This is a genomic window from Microbacterium atlanticum (assembly GCF_015277815.1).
GTDB lineage: Bacteria > Actinomycetota > Actinomycetes > Actinomycetales > Microbacteriaceae > Microbacterium > Microbacterium atlanticum.
Map to the genome: position 1 here is coordinate 205787 of NZ_CP063813.1, position 15710 is coordinate 221496.

The 15710-nt window shown below is 72.0% G+C and carries 11 protein-coding genes; 5 read left to right on the top strand and 6 right to left on the bottom strand.

The annotated features are described in order from the left end of the window. Positions 1-40: 40 nt before the first annotated feature. From IR212_RS00970 to IR212_RS00980, 3 genes are all read right to left on the bottom strand, one after another. On the bottom strand, positions 41-886 hold the full coding sequence (locus tag IR212_RS00970) for an energy-coupling factor transporter transmembrane component T (RefSeq protein ID WP_194397187.1): 846 nt from the start codon (positions 884-886) through the stop codon (positions 41-43). Further along, positions 883-2700 carry an ABC transporter ATP-binding protein gene (locus IR212_RS00975; protein ID WP_194397188.1) on the bottom strand — a complete coding sequence of 606 codons (1818 nt, stop codon included), beginning with the start codon at positions 2698-2700 and terminating at the stop codon, positions 883-885. The genes IR212_RS00970 and IR212_RS00975 overlap by 4 nt, the downstream gene beginning before the upstream one ends. 79 nt (positions 2701-2779) lie before the next feature. Next, positions 2780-3331 carry an ECF transporter S component gene (locus IR212_RS00980; RefSeq protein WP_194397189.1) on the bottom strand — a complete coding sequence of 184 codons (552 nt, stop codon included), beginning with the start codon at positions 3329-3331 and terminating at the stop codon, positions 2780-2782. Between the two features lie 142 nt (positions 3332-3473). Here IR212_RS00980 and IR212_RS00985 point away from each other — a divergent pair, with 142 nt between their 5' ends. Beyond that, a complete protein-coding gene (locus tag IR212_RS00985; protein WP_194397190.1) occupies positions 3474-6491 on the top strand; it encodes a S8 family serine peptidase in 3018 nt (1005 codons plus the stop codon). Between the two features lie 67 nt (positions 6492-6558). Here the strand turns inward: IR212_RS00985 and IR212_RS00990 are convergent, their stop codons facing one another. Together IR212_RS00990 and IR212_RS00995 are read right to left on the bottom strand one after the other, a co-directional pair. Beyond that, complete coding sequence (locus IR212_RS00990) at positions 6559-7578, bottom strand: pirin family protein (protein ID WP_194397191.1); 1020 nt, start codon at positions 7576-7578, stop codon at positions 6559-6561. Positions 7579-7591: 13 nt separating this feature from the next. Further along, on the bottom strand, positions 7592-7909 hold the full coding sequence (locus tag IR212_RS00995; RefSeq protein ID WP_194397192.1) for a GNAT family N-acetyltransferase: 318 nt from the start codon (positions 7907-7909) through the stop codon (positions 7592-7594). 202 nt (positions 7910-8111) lie between these two features. Here IR212_RS00995 and IR212_RS01000 point away from each other — a divergent pair, with 202 nt between their 5' ends. Together IR212_RS01000 and IR212_RS01005 are read left to right on the top strand one after the other, a co-directional pair. Next, positions 8112-8969 (top strand): SGNH/GDSL hydrolase family protein, encoded by an 858-nt coding sequence (locus IR212_RS01000; RefSeq protein ID WP_194397193.1) that lies wholly within the window; start codon positions 8112-8114, stop codon positions 8967-8969. A gap of 127 nt (positions 8970-9096) precedes the next feature. After that, positions 9097-11754, top strand: a complete 2658-nt coding sequence (locus tag IR212_RS01005; RefSeq protein ID WP_420488608.1) for a DEAD/DEAH box helicase — start codon at positions 9097-9099, stop codon at positions 11752-11754. 84 nt (positions 11755-11838) lie between these two features. Here IR212_RS01005 and IR212_RS01010 read toward each other — a convergent pair whose 3' ends face one another. Beyond that, positions 11839-12711: an SDR family oxidoreductase gene (locus IR212_RS01010; protein WP_194397194.1), complete on the bottom strand. Its 873-nt coding sequence runs from the start codon at positions 12709-12711 to the stop codon at positions 11839-11841. Between the two features lie 151 nt (positions 12712-12862). On the opposite strand from IR212_RS01010, the gene IR212_RS01015 reads away from it, so the two are divergent. Together IR212_RS01015 and recQ are read left to right on the top strand one after the other, a co-directional pair. Then, a complete protein-coding gene (locus IR212_RS01015; protein ID WP_194397195.1) occupies positions 12863-13399 on the top strand; it encodes a DUF1697 domain-containing protein in 537 nt (178 codons plus the stop codon). Between the two features lie 91 nt (positions 13400-13490). Beyond that, entirely contained in the window at positions 13491-15482 is a 1992-nt protein-coding gene (recQ, locus tag IR212_RS01020) for a DNA helicase RecQ (RefSeq protein WP_194397196.1), read from the top strand. Positions 15483-15710 lie beyond the last annotated feature (228 nt).

Consider the following 15710-nt stretch of genomic DNA (forward strand, 5'->3'; position numbering starts at 1 on the left):
GTCCTGGGCGCCGCCCCAGCGCGAGGCGGGCCCGGGGTGGTCACAGCCCCCAGGGGAAGAACGCCCAGAGGATCGCGGCCGAGACCGCCCAGAACGCCAGGACGAACACGGTGTCGCGCACGCGCCAAGGCACGAGGTGGCGCTCGGTGCGGTCGGGATGGGCGCCGAAGGCGCGCGCGTCCATCGCGAGCGCGACCCGCTCGGCGTGGCGGATCGCTCCGGCCAGCAGCGGCACGATGTAGCCGAACCAGCGCGCGACGGCGGCGAAGGGCCCCCGCCCGCCGTGGGCGCCGCGCACGCGATGCGCCTGCCGGATGACGTCGAGCTCGTACCCGAACCGCGGCACGAAGCGGAACGCCGCCAGCGCGGTGTAGCCGATGCGGTACGGCACGCGCAGCTGCTGCACCGAGGCGCGCACGAGATCCGGGCCGGTCGTCGACAGGCCGACGATGAGGGTGAGCGCGAGGATCGCGGCCAGCCGCACGGCGGTGGCATACCCGACCGCGAGCGCGCCCCCGTACATCGACCAGCCGCCGATCTGCCACACCACGACCGACTGGTCGACGCGCGACACGTCGGTCCACAGCGCGAACCCGAGGCCGATCACCAGCACGCCCAGCGGCAGCGCGACGAAGAGGAGCGCCGCCAGCCGGCGGGTGAACCTCACCCCGACGAGCAGCACGGCGTACGCGAGCAGCAGGAATGCCGCCGGAGTCGCGGCATCCCGCACGAACACCAGCACCGCCATCGCGGGCAGCGGTGCGGCGAGTTTCGCGAGCGGATTGAGGCGGTACAGGAACCGGACAGCGGATGCCTCGACCCGTGCGTACGGATCGATCGTGCGGCGTGCCGCCGTCGCGACGGTGAGGGGGCCGGTCTCGGTCACGGCGCACCTCCCCCGGGCATGGCCGGAGGCGGGGCCTCCGGAACCGGAGCCGCCGCCGCCGGGGCAGCCGGAACGGGGGGTGCCGGCGGGCCGCCGGGGAGGTCGGCGAGGCGCGCGATGCGGGCGAGCTCCGGGTGGTTGCGTACCCCGCGCAGCGCTCGGCGCAGCGGGGGCGGCCGCAGGCCGGCACGGGCGATGAGCGCGTCGTCGGCGAAGACATCCGCCGTCGCCCCGTCGGCGAGCACGCGGCCGTCGGCGAGCACGACGGTGCGGTCGGCGTAGTCGGTCACCAGCTGCATGTCGTGCGACACCACGACGATCGTCGTGCCCTGCGCGTTCAGCTCCGACAGCAGGGAGAGCAGCTCGTCGGCCCGTGCGCGATCCTGGCCGAACGTGGGCTCGTCGAGCACGAGCACCGAGGCACCGGCGACCAGCGCCGTGCCGACGGAGAGGCGCCGCTTCTGCCCGCCCGAGAGCAGGAACGGGTGACTGTCGGCTTTGGCGGCGAGTCCGAAGCGGGCGAGCAGGGCGTCGGCGCGGGCCCGCACCTCGGCTTCGGGCAGCCGCTGCAACCGCAGGCCGTGGGCGATCTCGTCGAAGACGGTGTGCGCGATGAACTGGTGCTCGGGGTTCTGGAACACGAACCCGATGCGCCGGCTCAGGGTGCGCGAGTCGGTGCGCCCCACGTCGAGGCCGTCGACGTGCACGGTGCCTCTGGGCGGCGCGATGACGCCCGCCATCGCCTGGATGAGGCTGGTCTTGCCTGCGCCGTTGGCTCCCACGATGGCGACGAACGCACCCCGCGGCACGTCCAGGTCGACGCCCCGCAGGACCTCGGTGCGGCCGCGCCGCAGCGTGAGGTCGCGCACGGTGATGACCGGGACTTCGGTACCTGCGCCCGCCGACGTCGTGCGTTTCGACAGAACGGAGGGGGGAGGAGGGGAGGGCGCGGGCTCCGCGTCGAGCGCCGCGCGCAGCTCGTCGGGGGTGAGTGGCAGCGGGTCCAGCGCGAAACCGGCTCGGCGCAGCCGCAGCGCGGCGATGGCCGACACCGGAAGCCACACGCCCATCTCGTGCAGATCGTTCGCCCGCCCGCGCAGCACGTCGTCGACGCTGCCGTCGGCGGCGAGGCGGCCCTCGTGGTCGAGCACCACCACCCGGTCGACGAACCCGACCGCCGCGTCGAGGTTGTGCTCGACCAGGAGGACAGCGCGGTCGCCGGCCGCAACGAGCTCGCCGAGGGCCGCGTAGACCTCCTCGATCCCCGCCGGGTCGAGGTTCGCGGTCGGCTCGTCGAGCACCAGCAGCGGTGACCCCATCGCGAGGGCGCACGCGATCGCCAGCCGCTGCCGGCCTCCGCCCGACAGCCGGTCCGGGTTCTCGGCGCGACGCTCCCACAGGCCCACGCGGCGCAGAGCAGCCTCGGCCCTGGCCAGCACGTCGGGCACCGGCATCCGCAGATTCTCCGGGCCGAAGGCGACCTCGTCGAGCACCGTGCCGGTCACCAGCTGAGCGTCCGGATCCTGGAACACCATGCCGACCCGCGTGCTGAGCTCGGCGACGGCGGAGACCTGCGTGTCGATCCCGTCGACCTCCACCGAACCGGTCACCGTCGCGGGCACCGCGTGCGGGATGAGTCCGTTGAGCGCGAGCGTCAGCGTCGACTTGCCCGAGCCGCTGGGTCCCAAGAGCAGCACGACTTCGCCGGGAGCGATGTCGAACGACACGGATGCCGGTGCCGGAGCGGTCTCGCCGTCGTGAGTGACGCCGAGCGCACGCACCCGCAGCAGCGGCGCGGCAGTGGACACGGGCATCCGATCGTCAAGGGAACTTAGCGTCCCCTAACCTACCCCGTCCGCCGGGGCGGAACCCGGTCCCGGCCCCGTGCGACGGTCAGGCGCGGCTGCGGCGCGCGACGCCGGCGCGGCGCAGCGCGGCGCCGATGGCGAGCCCCACAGCGGTCCACGCCACGGGCCCGACGATGAAGAGCGACACGTAGACGACCTGACCCCACAGCGGGAACCGCGAGACGTCCGCCGCGAACCAGATGGACACCGCGATCACGGCGCCGACGATCACCGCGGAGACGAAGAACCGCCACGGCTCCCAGCGCTTGTAGCGGGAGGCGGCGGCGATCAGCTCCTGCAGCGCGCCGACGAGCAGCGCCGTGCCGATGTATCGGCCGATCCACAGCGGCACGACCGCGCTCGCGACCAGCGCTGCGATGAGGTGCGTGATCAGCGCGACCCACGGACGCCGGAGCAGCTCCTGCGCCACCACGCCGGGAAGGACGTGCACCCCGAGAACGAGCCCGTAGAGGATCGGCGCACCCGCCGAGACGAAGCCGCTGATCGCACCTGCGCCGGCCTGCAGAACACCGGTCGCGACACCGATCGCCGCACAGGTGAGCAGAACGCTCGTCGAAAGTCGGACGCGTTCAGCCACCTGACAAGTCTACCGACGGGAGCCATCGCTTTTCTCACAAAGATCTCATTAACCGGGAATTGACCGAGAGTTAGGTTTGAGGTCGTTGCGCCCCGAAGAAGTGGCGCGACTTCTCCCCACAAAATCCACATGGAGGCCACGAATGGGTCGATCCTCCGTCAGAGCAGCCGCGGTCGTCACACTCGCCGCCCTGTTCACGGGCACTGCAACAGCCAGCTTCGGCGCGGCCCCGGAGGAGGTGAAGACACCCGCTCCGATCGATGCGCCCTCCGGCCGCTACATCGTCATGCTGAAGGACGCACCGCTGGCCACGTACGAAGGCGGCCAGGCCGGCATCCAGCGCACGAAGCCCGACAAGGGCAAGCAGCTGGACGCGCACTCCGCCAACTCGCAGAAGTACGTCGCGCACCTCAAGAAGGAGCAGGAGGAGGTCGCCGCCGACGCGGGCGTCACCCCCGCCGCCACCTACCAGGTGACCCTCAACGGCTTCACCGCCGACCTCGACGGCGCGCAGGTGGCCAAGCTTCAGGGCGACAAGAACGTCCTCGGGGTGTACCCCGACGAGATCCGCCACCCCGACGCCGTCCCCTCCACCGAGTTCATCGGGCTGGGCTCGGGCGACGCAGGCACCGGCGGCGTGTGGGATGCCGTCGGCGGCGTCGCCGAGGCCGGCAAGGGCGTCGTGGTCGGCGTGGTCGACACCGGCATCGCCCCGGAGAACCCGGCGTTCGCGGGCGACAAGCTCATCGGCAAGCCCGGCACCGGCAAGCCGTACATCAACGGCGACAACGTGGTCTTCAAGAAGTCCGACGGCAACGAGTACCGCGCCCGCCGCGTGGCCGCCGAGGATGAGGGCTGGACCAAGCAGCTCTACAACACCAAGCTCATCGGCGCGCAGTACTTCGCCGACGGCGCCGCGGCCACCGGGTTCGACTTCAGCTACGACTACCTGTCGCCGCGCGACGGCGACGGCCACGGCTCGCACACCGCGAGCACCGCGGCCGGCAACTTCGGTGTCGAGACGTCGGTCGAGGGCATCGGCTTCGGCGACATGTCCGGAGTAGCGCCCGCCGCGAAGGTCGCCTCCTACAAGGCCTGCTATGTCGGACCCGACGACCTCGTGACCAGCGACGACATCTGCGCGCTGAGCGACCTGCTCGCGGCGATCGACAAGGCCGTCGCGGACGGCGTGGACGTCATCAACTACTCGATCGGCGGCGGCTCGGCCACCACCGTGCTGCAGCCGGAGGACATCTCCTTCTTCAACGCGGCGGCGGCGGGCGTCTTCGTCGCGGTGAGCGCGGGCAACAGCGGCCCGGGAGCGGCTACGGCCGACCACGCCTCGCCGTGGTACACGACGGTTGCGGCATCCACCATCCCGACGTATGAGGGCACCGTGCAGCTGCCGAACGGCTTCCAGGCCGCCGGCGCCTCGGTCACCGTGCCGTTCGGCGAGAGCGTGACCGGTCCGGTCGTGTACTCGGGCGACGTCGCCAAGGCGGGTGCAGCTCCGAACGAGGCGGCGCTGTGCTTCCTCGGCACGCTCGACCCCGCGAAGGTCGCGGGCAAGATCGTGGTCTGCGACCGCGGCACCAACGCGCGCGTCGAGAAGTCGCAGGAGGTCGCCGCCGCCGGCGGCACCGCGATGATCCTCGTGAACGTCACGCCGGGCTCGCTTGACAACGACTTCCACTCGGTCCCGACGGTGCACATCGACGCGCAGTTCCGCACGGCGCTGCTCGACTACGTGCGCAACACCCCGGGCGCGACGGCGACCCTGGTCGGCGACAACGTCACCGGCAAGGAGACCCCGACCCCGCAGGTCGCCGGCTTCTCGAGCCGCGGCCCGATGCTCGCCGACGGCGCCGACGTCATCAAGCCCGACGTCTCGGCTCCGGGTGTCGCGATCGTGGCCGCCACCCACAACGGCCCGACCGAGGCTCCGACCTTCGGCTTCAAGTCGGGCACGTCGATGTCATCGCCGCACGTCGCGGGTCTCGGCGCGCTCTACCTGGGCGAGCGTCCGCTCGCGACGCCCGCTGAGATCAAGTCCGCGCTCATGACGACCGCGTACAACACGGTCGACGCCGACGACAACGACGTCACCGACCCCTTTGCGCAGGGTGCCGGCCATGTCGACCCGACGAAGTACTTCGAGCCGGGCCTGCTCTACCTCAACGGCCCCGCCGACTGGGCGGGCTACCTCGAGGGCGCGCTCGGTGAGGACCTCTTCGACGGCATCGAGGCGACCGACCCCAGCGACCTGAACCTGGCGTCGTTCGGAATCGGCACGTTCCCCGGCCCGCAGACGGTGACCCGCACGGTCACCTCGACGCAGGCCGGAACGTTCACCGCGTCGGCATCGGTCCCGGGCATGAACGTCACCGTCGAGCCGAGCACGCTCACCTTCGGCGGCGCGGGCGAGACCCAGTCGTTCTCGGTCACCTTCACGAAGGGCGATGCTCCTGTCGAGAAGTGGACCACCGGCTTCCTCACGTGGACGTCGGGCGACACCGAGGTGCGTTCGCCGATCGCGGTGTTCCCGGTCACGGCCGCCGCTCCCGCGCAGGTCGAGGGCGAGGGTGCCGACGGCAGCGTCGACATCGAGATCACGCCGGGCCTCACGGGTGACCTGCCGCTGAACGTCGCGGGCCTGGCTGCGGAGGACGTCGTCATCGACGGCACCGAGGCGACCGGTGAGGCTGATGGCGGATTCACCTACGAGGTGGTCGAGGTGAAGGACGGAACCGAGCTGGCGCGCTTCGCGCTGGACTCGTCCGACGACACCAACTCCGACCTCGACCTGACGGTCTACCGCGTGGTGAGCCCGACCCAGTGGTCGTACTACGAGTACTGGCAGTCAGCGTCGGCCTCGGCCGACGAGGCGGTCCAGCTCGTGGCTCCGACCCCGGGCTACTACCTGGTCGAGGCGCACGTGTACTCGTACACGCAGCCGTTCACCTGGCAGGCCACCTCGGCACTCGTCACGCCGGACGGACTGGGATCGCTCACCGCGGCCCCGAACCCGCTGCCGGTGACCGAGGCGACGCCGACCCAGTTCCAGCTGTCGTGGTCGGGCCTCGAGTCGGGCAGCTACCTGGGCGTCGTGCGCTACGGCGACTCCCAGGTGCGCACGGTCGTCTCGGTCGACGTGCCGTAACCGCTCCATCCACGGGAGGCGTCCGGGCTGCGGCCCGGGCGCCTCTCGGCGTCTGGGGGGCGGGCGCCTAGAGCCGGCGTCGGCGGCGCGTGAGGCGCACGCCCGGCATCGGCGGGGCGGGGATGCGCTCGTCGCCGTGGTCGACGACGCGACCGAACCGCTCCGACCCGGCCTCCCAGGCCTCGCGCGCCTCGACGATCTCCTCGTGCGAGCGGCCGACGAAGTTCCACCACATCACGACGTCCTCCTCGAACGGCTCACCGCCGAGCAGGAAGAGCGTGGCGCCGTCCGCGCTCGAGATGACGACGTCGTCGCGGCGGATCCCGAGATACAGCAGGTGGGAGGTGTCCAGGACGACGGATGCCTCGCCCGCGGCGTCGCCGCCCGCGATCTCGGCCGCACCGGCCACCGCGATGAGCGCGTGCTCCCACTCCGCCTGCAGCGGCACACGGACCGTCGCGCCCGGCGGGATGCGGATCTCTGCCCCGACGATGGGCGTGTACACGGTGGCGGGCGATGCGACCCCGGCGAGCTCGCCGAGGACGACGGTGGCGGCGCCGGGTGTCCCGAGCAGCGCCGGCAGCTCCACGTCGGGCAGCACCGCGTGCTGCTCGAAGTCGGGAGCGCCGTGGCGGCGGGAGTCCGGCAGCGCGATCCACAGCTGCAGCGCATCGAGGGGCGTCGGTCCGTCGCCCACGGAGTACTCCGAGTGCGAGATGCCCGCGCCGCTCGTCATCAGGTTGAGGGCTCCGCGGCGCACGACGACGTCGCTTCCGACCGAGTCGCGGTGCCGCACGTCGCCGAGGTACGGCCACGTCACCGTCTGCAGTCCGATGTGCGGATGCGGCTCCACGCGCATGCGCGTCTCCTGCGGGCCGAACCGGTCGAGGAAGCACCACGCTCCCACCAGCGGCAGGTCGCGCTGCGGCAGCGAGCGGCGCACCGACATGGCGCGCACGCCGCCGAGCGGAACCTCGCGCGACTCCAGGAGCAGGGTGCGCGGGCCGGAGCACTCGACCGCGGAGGCAAGCTCCATCGCGTCCGGACGCAGCCCGCCCGCCGTCGAGGACGCGTCCAACCGGGTCATCGACGCGCTCCGCTCACTCGGGGTGCGGCTTGTCGGGCCACGCGATGTCGAGGCCGGGAACCTCGTTCTCGCGCAGATACTTCGCCACGACCGGGCAGTGCGGCACCACGGTGTCGCCGCGGCGCGCGGCATCCGCCATCGCCTCCGACACGACCGTCTGCGCCAGTCCCTGCCCGCGGAACGCCGGGTCGATCTCGGTGTGGGGGAAGAGCACCCGGCCACGCGAGTCGGCGCGGAAGACGGTGAAGCCCGCCAGCACGTCTCCGACGTGCACCTCGTAGCGGTGGTCCTCGTCATTGCGGGTCACGGTGGTCTGTTCGGTGTGGGTCACCCGGTCTCCTTCCGTCGCTTGACTCAACGTACGTGTCGCGCGAGTGATTCCGCCAGCGCGCGACCCCTCTGGCGGGGCGCGGTGGGGAGGTCTATCGTCGGCATCGTCCGCGGCGTGTGCGCGCAGCGAGAAGCGCGCCGACGCATCGGCGGACCGATTCCTGGGGGAATCGCTTCATTCGCTGGGGATTCAAGGGGGAATCATGAAACGACGCATTCTCGCCGTGCTCGCGGCCGTCGCTGTCGGAGCCGGGCTCGTGGCAGCCGGTGGGTCGGCTGCCGCCGCGCCGACAACGGTCGCCAAGTATGTCGCCCTCGGCGACTCCATCGCCGCCGGACAGGGCGGTGGCGTGCCGCTCGACGCCTGCGCCCGCACCGACGGCGGCTATGCATCTCAGCTCGATGACGTGCCGAAGGTGAATCTGCTGCGCCACCCCGCCTGCAGCGGGGCGACGATCGGCGACACCGCCGCGCAGCTGTCGCAGGTGAACCGCGGCACCACCCTCGTCACGCTCACCGTCGGCGCGAACGATCTCGGTCTCGATACGGTCTACGCGCAGTGTGCGACGGTTCCCGCCGGCGGCGACCTCAATGCATGTCTGATGGCGGTTCAGACCGTCATCGACGACGCGCCCGGTCTTGTCCAACCGCTCGCGATGCTGATCGGCGCGATCGCGCAGCGCGCCCCCAACGCCACCATCGTCGTCACGGGGTACCCGCACCTGCTCGAGCCCGTCGACGTGCAGGCGTGCGCGCTGGTGGCACCGGTCGAGCAGTGCTTGGCGCTGGCCGCCCTCGCCCAGGCCGTCAACACAGCCGCGGACGCCCTCAACGCCGCGATCCAGGCAGCGGTGGCAATGGCTGCCGCGAACGGTGCGAACGTGGTCTACGCCGATGTCGTGCAGGCGTTCCTCGGTCACGGCGTGCAGCTGCTGCCCGGCGCGCCGAGCGATCCCTGGTTCGGCGTCGACCCGGTCAACGACCCGGCCGGCTTCCTGCATCCCACCTACGAGGGGTACGCCGCCTACACCCAGGTCATCCTGTCGAAGCTGAACCCCTGACGCCTTGAACCGGTGACGGATGCCGCGGCCCGCGGCATCCGTCGCGTCCCGACGCTCTTGCGGCGGGCGCTTCGGCACGCTCCGGCGCAAGGGCGGCCGCCGCCTGGGCACCTGGCAGACTCGGACGGTGACGACGCTTCTCGAGACGATCGCGGCCGCGGCCGAGGCATCCGGGTCCGGATCCGGATCGCCGGACGCCGACGCGGTCTACGACGCGTTCGTCGAGTGGGCGGGTGACCAGGGTTTCGCGCTGTACCCGGCGCAGGACGAGGCGGTCATCGAGATCGTGTCGGGCTCGCACGTGATCCTGTCGACGCCGACCGGCACGGGCAAGTCGCTCGTCGCCGTCGCCGCGCACGCCGCCGCCGTCGCCCGCGGTGGCCGCACCTACTACACCGCCCCGATCAAGGCGCTGGTGAGCGAGAAGTTCTTCGCGCTCGTCGACATCTTCGGCGCCGCCAACGTCGGCATGGTGACCGGCGACTCATCGGTGAACCCCGACGCGCCCATCGTCTGCTGCACCGCCGAGATCCTGGCGAACCTCGCACTGCGCCAGGGCGCCGACGCCGCCGTCGACCAGGTCGTGATGGATGAGTTCCACTACTACGGCGATCCGGACCGGGGCTGGGCCTGGCAGGTGCCGCTGCTCCTTCTGACGGATGCGCAGTTCGTGCTCATGTCGGCGACCCTCGGAGACGTCACCGACATCGCCGCCGACCTCGAGCGCCGCACCGGGCGCGCCGTCTCGCGCATCACCGGGGTGGAGCGGCCCGTGCCGCTGCACTTCTCGTACGCCCGCACGCCGATCCACGATACGGTCGAGGAGCTGCTGCAGACCGGCGAGTCGCCGGTGTACATCGTGCACTTCTCGCAGGCCGCCGCAATGGAGCGGGCGCAGGCGCTGTCGTCGATCAAGGTGGTCTCCCGCGAGCAGCGCGACGCGATCGCCGAGGCGATCGGCGGCTTCCGGTTCACCACGGCGTTCGGGCGCACGCTCTCGCGGTACGTCCGCGCCGGCATCGGGGTGCACCACGCCGGCATGCTGCCGCGCTACCGGCGCTTGGTCGAGACGCTGGCGCAACGCGGGCTGCTGCGGGTCATCTGCGGCACCGACACGCTCGGCGTCGGCATCAACGTGCCCATCCGCACGGTGCTCATCACGGCGCTGTCGAAGTTCGACGGCACGAAGATGCGGCAGCTCTCGGCGCGCGAGTTCCACCAGGTCGCCGGCCGTGCCGGGCGCGCCGGCTTCGACACGTCCGGCACCGTCGTCGTCATGGCGCCCGAGTGGGAGATCGAGAACGAGGCGGCCCTGCGCAAGGCAGGGGACGACCCGGCCAAGCGCAAGAAGATCGTGCGCAAGAAGGCTCCGACGGGCGTCGTCAACTGGGGTCTCGGCTCGTTCGAGCGCCTCGTCGAAGCCGAGCCCGAGCCCCTCGTGCCCCACCTGCAGCTCACCGCCGCCATGCTCATCAACGTCATCGCACGAGGCGGTGACGTGTTCCAGAACGTCCGCAGCCTCGTGTTCGACAACCACGAGCCCCGTGCCCGGCGCTACGACCTCGCGCGCCGCGCCATCGCGATCTTCCGCACGCTCGTCGCCGCCGGCGTGGTGGAGGTCGACCGGTCGGCGGATCCGGCGACCGCGGGAGGCGGCATCCGCCATCGCATCCGCCTCACCGTGGATCTGCAGCCGAACTTCGCGCTCAACCAGCCGCTGTCGCCCTTCGCGCTCGCCGCGATCGAGCTGCTCGACCCGGAGGACCCGCCTGCCGACCGGCGAAACTCCACGGATCCGCATGCGAGGCCGGGCGAAGAGCCGGATCCGGCCGCGACGGGCCCGAATGCGTGGAGTTCTGCGCGCGCCGGGACCGGGCACTACGCGCTCGACGTCGTCAGCGTCATCGAGGCGACGCTCGACGACCCGCGGCCGATCCTGGCGCAGCAGGAGTTCAAGGCGCGCGGCGAGGCGGTCGCCGCGATGAAGCAGGAAGGGATCGACTACGACGAGCGCATGGCCCTGCTCGAGGAGGTCACCTACCCCAAGCCCCTCGAGGAGCTGCTGACGCAGGCGTACGAGGTCTTCGCGTCGAGCCAGCCGTGGGTGCGGGACTTCGCGCTGTCGCCCAAGTCGGTGGTGCGCGACATGTTCGAGCGCGCGCTGTCGTTCTCGGAGCTCATCTCGCTGTACCAGCTGGCCCGCAGCGAGGGCCTGGTGCTGCGGTACCTCTCCGACGCGTACCGCGCGATCCGGCAGACCGTTCCCGCCGAGGCGCAGACCGAGGACCTCCACGACCTGGTCGCGTGGCTCGGCGAGGTGGTGCGGCAGGTCGACTCCAGCCTTGTCGACGAGTGGGAGGCGCTCGTCAACCCCGTCGACGACCCTGCCGCCCCGGTCGTGCCGCCCGCCCCGCCGTCGGTGCTCACCAACCGCCGCGCCTTCGGGGTGCTGGTGCGCAACGAGCTGTTCCGCCGCGTGCAGCTGGCCGCGCGGCAGCGCGACGACGAGCTCGTCGAGCTCGACCCCGACGTCGACTGGCCGACCGCCCTCGACGCGTACTTCGAAGAGCACGACGAGATCCTCACCGGCGGGCCCGCCCGGTCGCCGCGCCTCGTGACCGTGGATGAGACGGATGCCGCGGCATCCGGTCTCTGGCGCGTCGAGCAGACGATCGACGACCCGGCCGGCGACCACGACTGGCGCATCCGCGGCGTCGTGGACCTCGCGGCGTCGGAGGAGGCGGGCACCGCCGTCGTGCGGGTGACCGAGGTCGTGCGGCTGTAGCGGCTCGGGTGTCACGGGTCCGGGCAGAATCGGCAGGATCCGCGAGAGGCGCGATTCTGCCCGGTTCCTTCACGTCGGCCAGGGTCAGCCGAGCCCGAGCCCGCCGTCGGTGGACAGCACCTGGCCCACCACCCACGCGCCGTCGGGGCTCGCGAGCCAGCCGATGAGGCGCGCCGGATCGGCCGGCTCGCCGTAGCGGCCGAACGGCGTCGTGCGCATCCACGCCTCGATCTCGTCGAGCGGGCGGTCGGTCGTCTCGGGGTCGAGGTAGCCGGTGTTCACCGGCCCCGGGTCGATCGTGTTGAGGATGATGCCGAGCTCGAGCAGCTCCGCGGCCACGGTCTTCGTGATCCCGGCGAGCACGGCCTTGCTCGCGGCGTACGCGACCTCGCCGCGCATCGGCCCGTGGATCTGGCCCGACGTCATCCAGAACACGCGGCCGGTCGGCTCGGTGAACGGACCGCGCCGCCCGATGCGCTCGCCCGGCCGCGCGCCCGGGCCGGCGCCCGCGTGCAGTGCCGCGAACTCGCGGGTGAGCAGGATCGTCGAGCGGGCGTTGGCCTGCCAGAACCCGTCGAGGCGGTCGGCGGTCATGTCGAGGATCGACCCGTCGTCGCCGGACTGCGCGTGGTTGCACACCAGGATGTCGAGCCGGCCGGTGACGCCCCGGGCCGCCTCGATGACACGGGGGACGGATGACGCGTCCCGCAGGTCCGCGCTGACATCGCCGAAGCGGGCGCCCGGGGCCAGCTCCGCGCGCAGCGCGTCCCGCACCGCGTCGAGGTCGTCGCCGCCCCACGGCAGCACCGTGTCGTGCGGGCGGAAGTGGTGGACGAAGACGTCGGCGCCCAGCCAGGCGAGCTGCGACGCGACGGCGAATCCGATGCCGCGGCGGCGTGAGACGCCGGTGACGAGGGCGGTCTTGCCGGCAAGGGGGAGAGCAGAAGAGGAGAACATGCGATGCCTTTCGAGGACGCCGGGGTGCGGCATCCGTGTTCAGCGTCCCGGCAAGCGCAGGGACGGATGGTGACGGAGACGGGTCACGGGCATTGCATGACGACGACGATAACGGATGCCTCGTGTCGGCGGCATCCGGAATGATGACGTCATGCCCACCTACGTGGCGTTCCTCCGCGCGATCAACCTCGGTCCGAACCGCAAGTTCCCGAAGGACGACATCCGCCGCGTCGTGGAGAGCGTCGGCTTCACCGGCGTCGAGACGCACATCAACACCGGCAACGTGCGCTTGACGACGTCGCTGCGCTCGCGCCCGAAGATCGAGGGGCTGCTCGAGCGGGCCTTCGCCGCCGACCGTGGCTTCGACGTCCCGGCGATCGTGTTCACCACCGGCGAGCTGGCCGAGATCGCGCGCGAGGCGGCGGAGCTCAACGCGCAGCATCCCGGGCTGGAGCGGCACTACGTCTACCTGATGAAGGACGAGCCTTCGCCCGAGGCCGTGGAGCGGATCACCGGTCTCGCGTCGGCCGAGGGCGAGATGGTCGTTCGCGGCCGGGTCGCGCATGCTCTGCTGGGACCGGGGTACCAGGCGGGCTCGGTCGATCCGCTGGGGGCTGCCAAGCTGCTGGGCGTTGCCACGAACCGCAACCTCAACGTCGTCACCACCATCGCCGAGAAGTGGTGCTGACCTTCCTCCCCCGCACCCTCGTGCGGCGGGCCGTCCCCCGGTGCGGAGGTCGCGGGGAGCGGCGTCGGAAGCCGCGGTTACGCTGGACCAGATGACGATCCCGCAGGGCGACCCGTACGCCGGTCTCGCGTGGGAGGCCGATGAGTTCGCGCCGCCCGACGACGCGTGGGCGCCGCCGGAGGACGGCTGGGCGCCGCCGCCGGATCCGTTCGCCGCCGGGTCGGCGCCGCTCGATCCGTTCGCCGACGCCGGTCCGCGGCGCGATTTCACGGGCTTCGACGCGCGAGCCGTGCTGAGCGAGGTGTACGGGTACGACGCGTTCCGCGGGGAGCAGGGCGCCATCGTCGACCACGTGATCGCCGGCGGAGACGCCGTCGTGCTGATGCCCACCGGCGGCGGCAAGAGCGTGTGCTACCAGGTGCCCGCCCTGGTGCGACCGGGCACCGGGCTCGTCGTCAGCCCCCTCATCGCCCTCATGCACGACCAGGTCGACGCCCTCGTCGCCAACGGCGTTCGTGCGGCCTATCTCAACTCGACCCAGGCGCCCGCCGAGCGGGCGGCCGTCGAGCGCGCGTACCTCGCCGGCGACCTCGACCTCCTCTACGTCGCTCCCGAGCGGCTCAACACCGAGGCGACCCTCCGGTTCCTCGGGCGGGGAAGGCTGAGCGTCATCGCGATCGACGAGGCGCACTGCGTCTCGCAGTGGGGTCACGACTTCCGGCCCGACTATCTGGCGCTCGGTGCGCTCGCCGACCGGTTCCCCGGGGTCCCGCGCCTCGCGCTGACCGCCACCGCGACACCCGCGACGCATCGCGAGATGACCGAGCGGCTGCAGCTGCCGAAGGCGCGGCACTTCGTGTCGAGCTTCGACCGCCCGAACATCCAGTACCGCATCGAGGCCAAGTCCGACCCGCGGCGGCAGCTCGTCGCGTTCATCCGCGCGCAGGGCGCCGGCGCGGCGGGCATCGTCTACGCGCTCAGTCGCAAGTCGGTGGAGCAGACGGCCGAGTTCCTGTCTGCCCAGGGCGTCGACGCGCTGCCGTACCATGCGGGACTCCCCGCCGAGACGCGCAGCGCCAATCAGGCGCGGTTCCTCCGCGAGGACGGCGTCGTGATGGTCGCGACCATCGCGTTCGGCATGGGCATCGACAAGCCCGACGTCCGGTTCGTGGCCCACATCGACCTCCCGAAGTCGGTCGAGGGCTACTACCAGGAGACCGGGCGAGCGGGCCGTGACGGCGAGGCATCCGTCGCCTGGATGGCCTATGGGCTCGGCGACGTCGTGCAGCAGCGCCGCATGATCGACCAGTCGCCCGGCGATCGCGCCTTCAAGATGCGGCTCGGGCAGCACCTCGATGCGATGCTCGCGCTGTGTGAGACGGTCGGATGCCGCCGCCAGAACCTGCTCGCCTACTTCGGCGAGCGCTCGCAGCCGTGCGGGAATTGCGACACGTGCCTCGAGGCGCCCGAGACGTGGGACGGCCTCGTGCCCGCGCAGAAGCTCCTCTCCACGATCGTGCGGCTGCAGCGTGAGCGCGGCCAAGCGTTCGGCGCCGGCCACCTCATCGACATCCTCCGCGGGGCATCCAACGACCGGATCCGCCAGCAAGGGCACGAGTCGCTCTCCACGTACGGGCTGGGGGCGGACCTCAGCGAACAGGACTGGCGCAGCGTGATCCGGCAGCTCCTCGCGCGCGGGGTCCTGGTCGCCCGCGGCGAGTACGGCACCCTCGCGCTCGGCGAGCCGGCCGCCGGCGTGCTGCGCGGCGAGACCCCGGTGCCGCTGCGCCGCGACGTCATGGGGCGGTCGGGCGGGGTGGCCCGCGTGCGCAAGACGAATGCGCCCGACACCCTCAACCCGGCGGACGCGGGGGTCTTCGAGGCGCTGCGCGCGTGGCGCGGCGTCGTGGCCAAAGAGCTGGGCGTTCCCGCGTACATCGTGTTCGGCGATGCGACGCTGCGCGCCCTCGCCGAGCGCCGACCCGAGTCGCTCGCCGATCTCGACGGCGTCGCGGGCATCGGTGCCAAGAAGCGCGAGGCGTACGGCGAGGCGGTGCTGGCTGTCGTCGCGTCCGCCGCCTGACCCCCGAAGTCTCCTCACCCGTACTCGACGCGTGGCGCGCCGCCGCCCGCCGTCGGACCGCGCCTCGCCGCGGTTCGTCCGACTCCCGGTCGCGCCCCCGACGTCCGACCGCCCGTCGGCGCGGCGCGGGCCGGACGAGTGCACGCCTTGGCGCCGAGCGCACGGCTTGGTCCTGTGCCCAACCCGTGCGCTCGCCGACAACCCGTGCAGCGGGCGCGGGATGCGCGC

Bases quoted from the DNA above. Each gene is read 5' to 3' on its own strand.
- IR212_RS01015 (WP_194397195.1), top strand. From the start codon at position 12,863: ATGCCCACCTACGTGGCGTTCCTCCGCGCGATCAACCTCGGTCCGAAC.
- IR212_RS01000 (WP_194397193.1), top strand. From the start codon at position 8,112: ATGAAACGACGCATTCTCGCCGTGCTCGCGGCCGTCGCTGTCGGAGCC.
- IR212_RS01010 (WP_194397194.1), bottom strand. From the start codon at position 12,711: ATGTTCTCCTCTTCTGCTCTCCCCCTTGCCGGCAAGACCGCCCTCGTC.
- IR212_RS00990 (WP_194397191.1), bottom strand. From the start codon at position 7,578: ATGACCCGGTTGGACGCGTCCTCGACGGCGGGCGGGCTGCGTCCGGAC.
- IR212_RS00985 (WP_194397190.1), top strand. From the start codon at position 3,474: ATGGGTCGATCCTCCGTCAGAGCAGCCGCGGTCGTCACACTCGCCGCC.
- recQ (WP_194397196.1), top strand. From the start codon at position 13,491: ATGACGATCCCGCAGGGCGACCCGTACGCCGGTCTCGCGTGGGAGGCC.
- IR212_RS00975 (WP_194397188.1), bottom strand. From the start codon at position 2,700: ATGCCCGTGTCCACTGCCGCGCCGCTGCTGCGGGTGCGTGCGCTCGGC.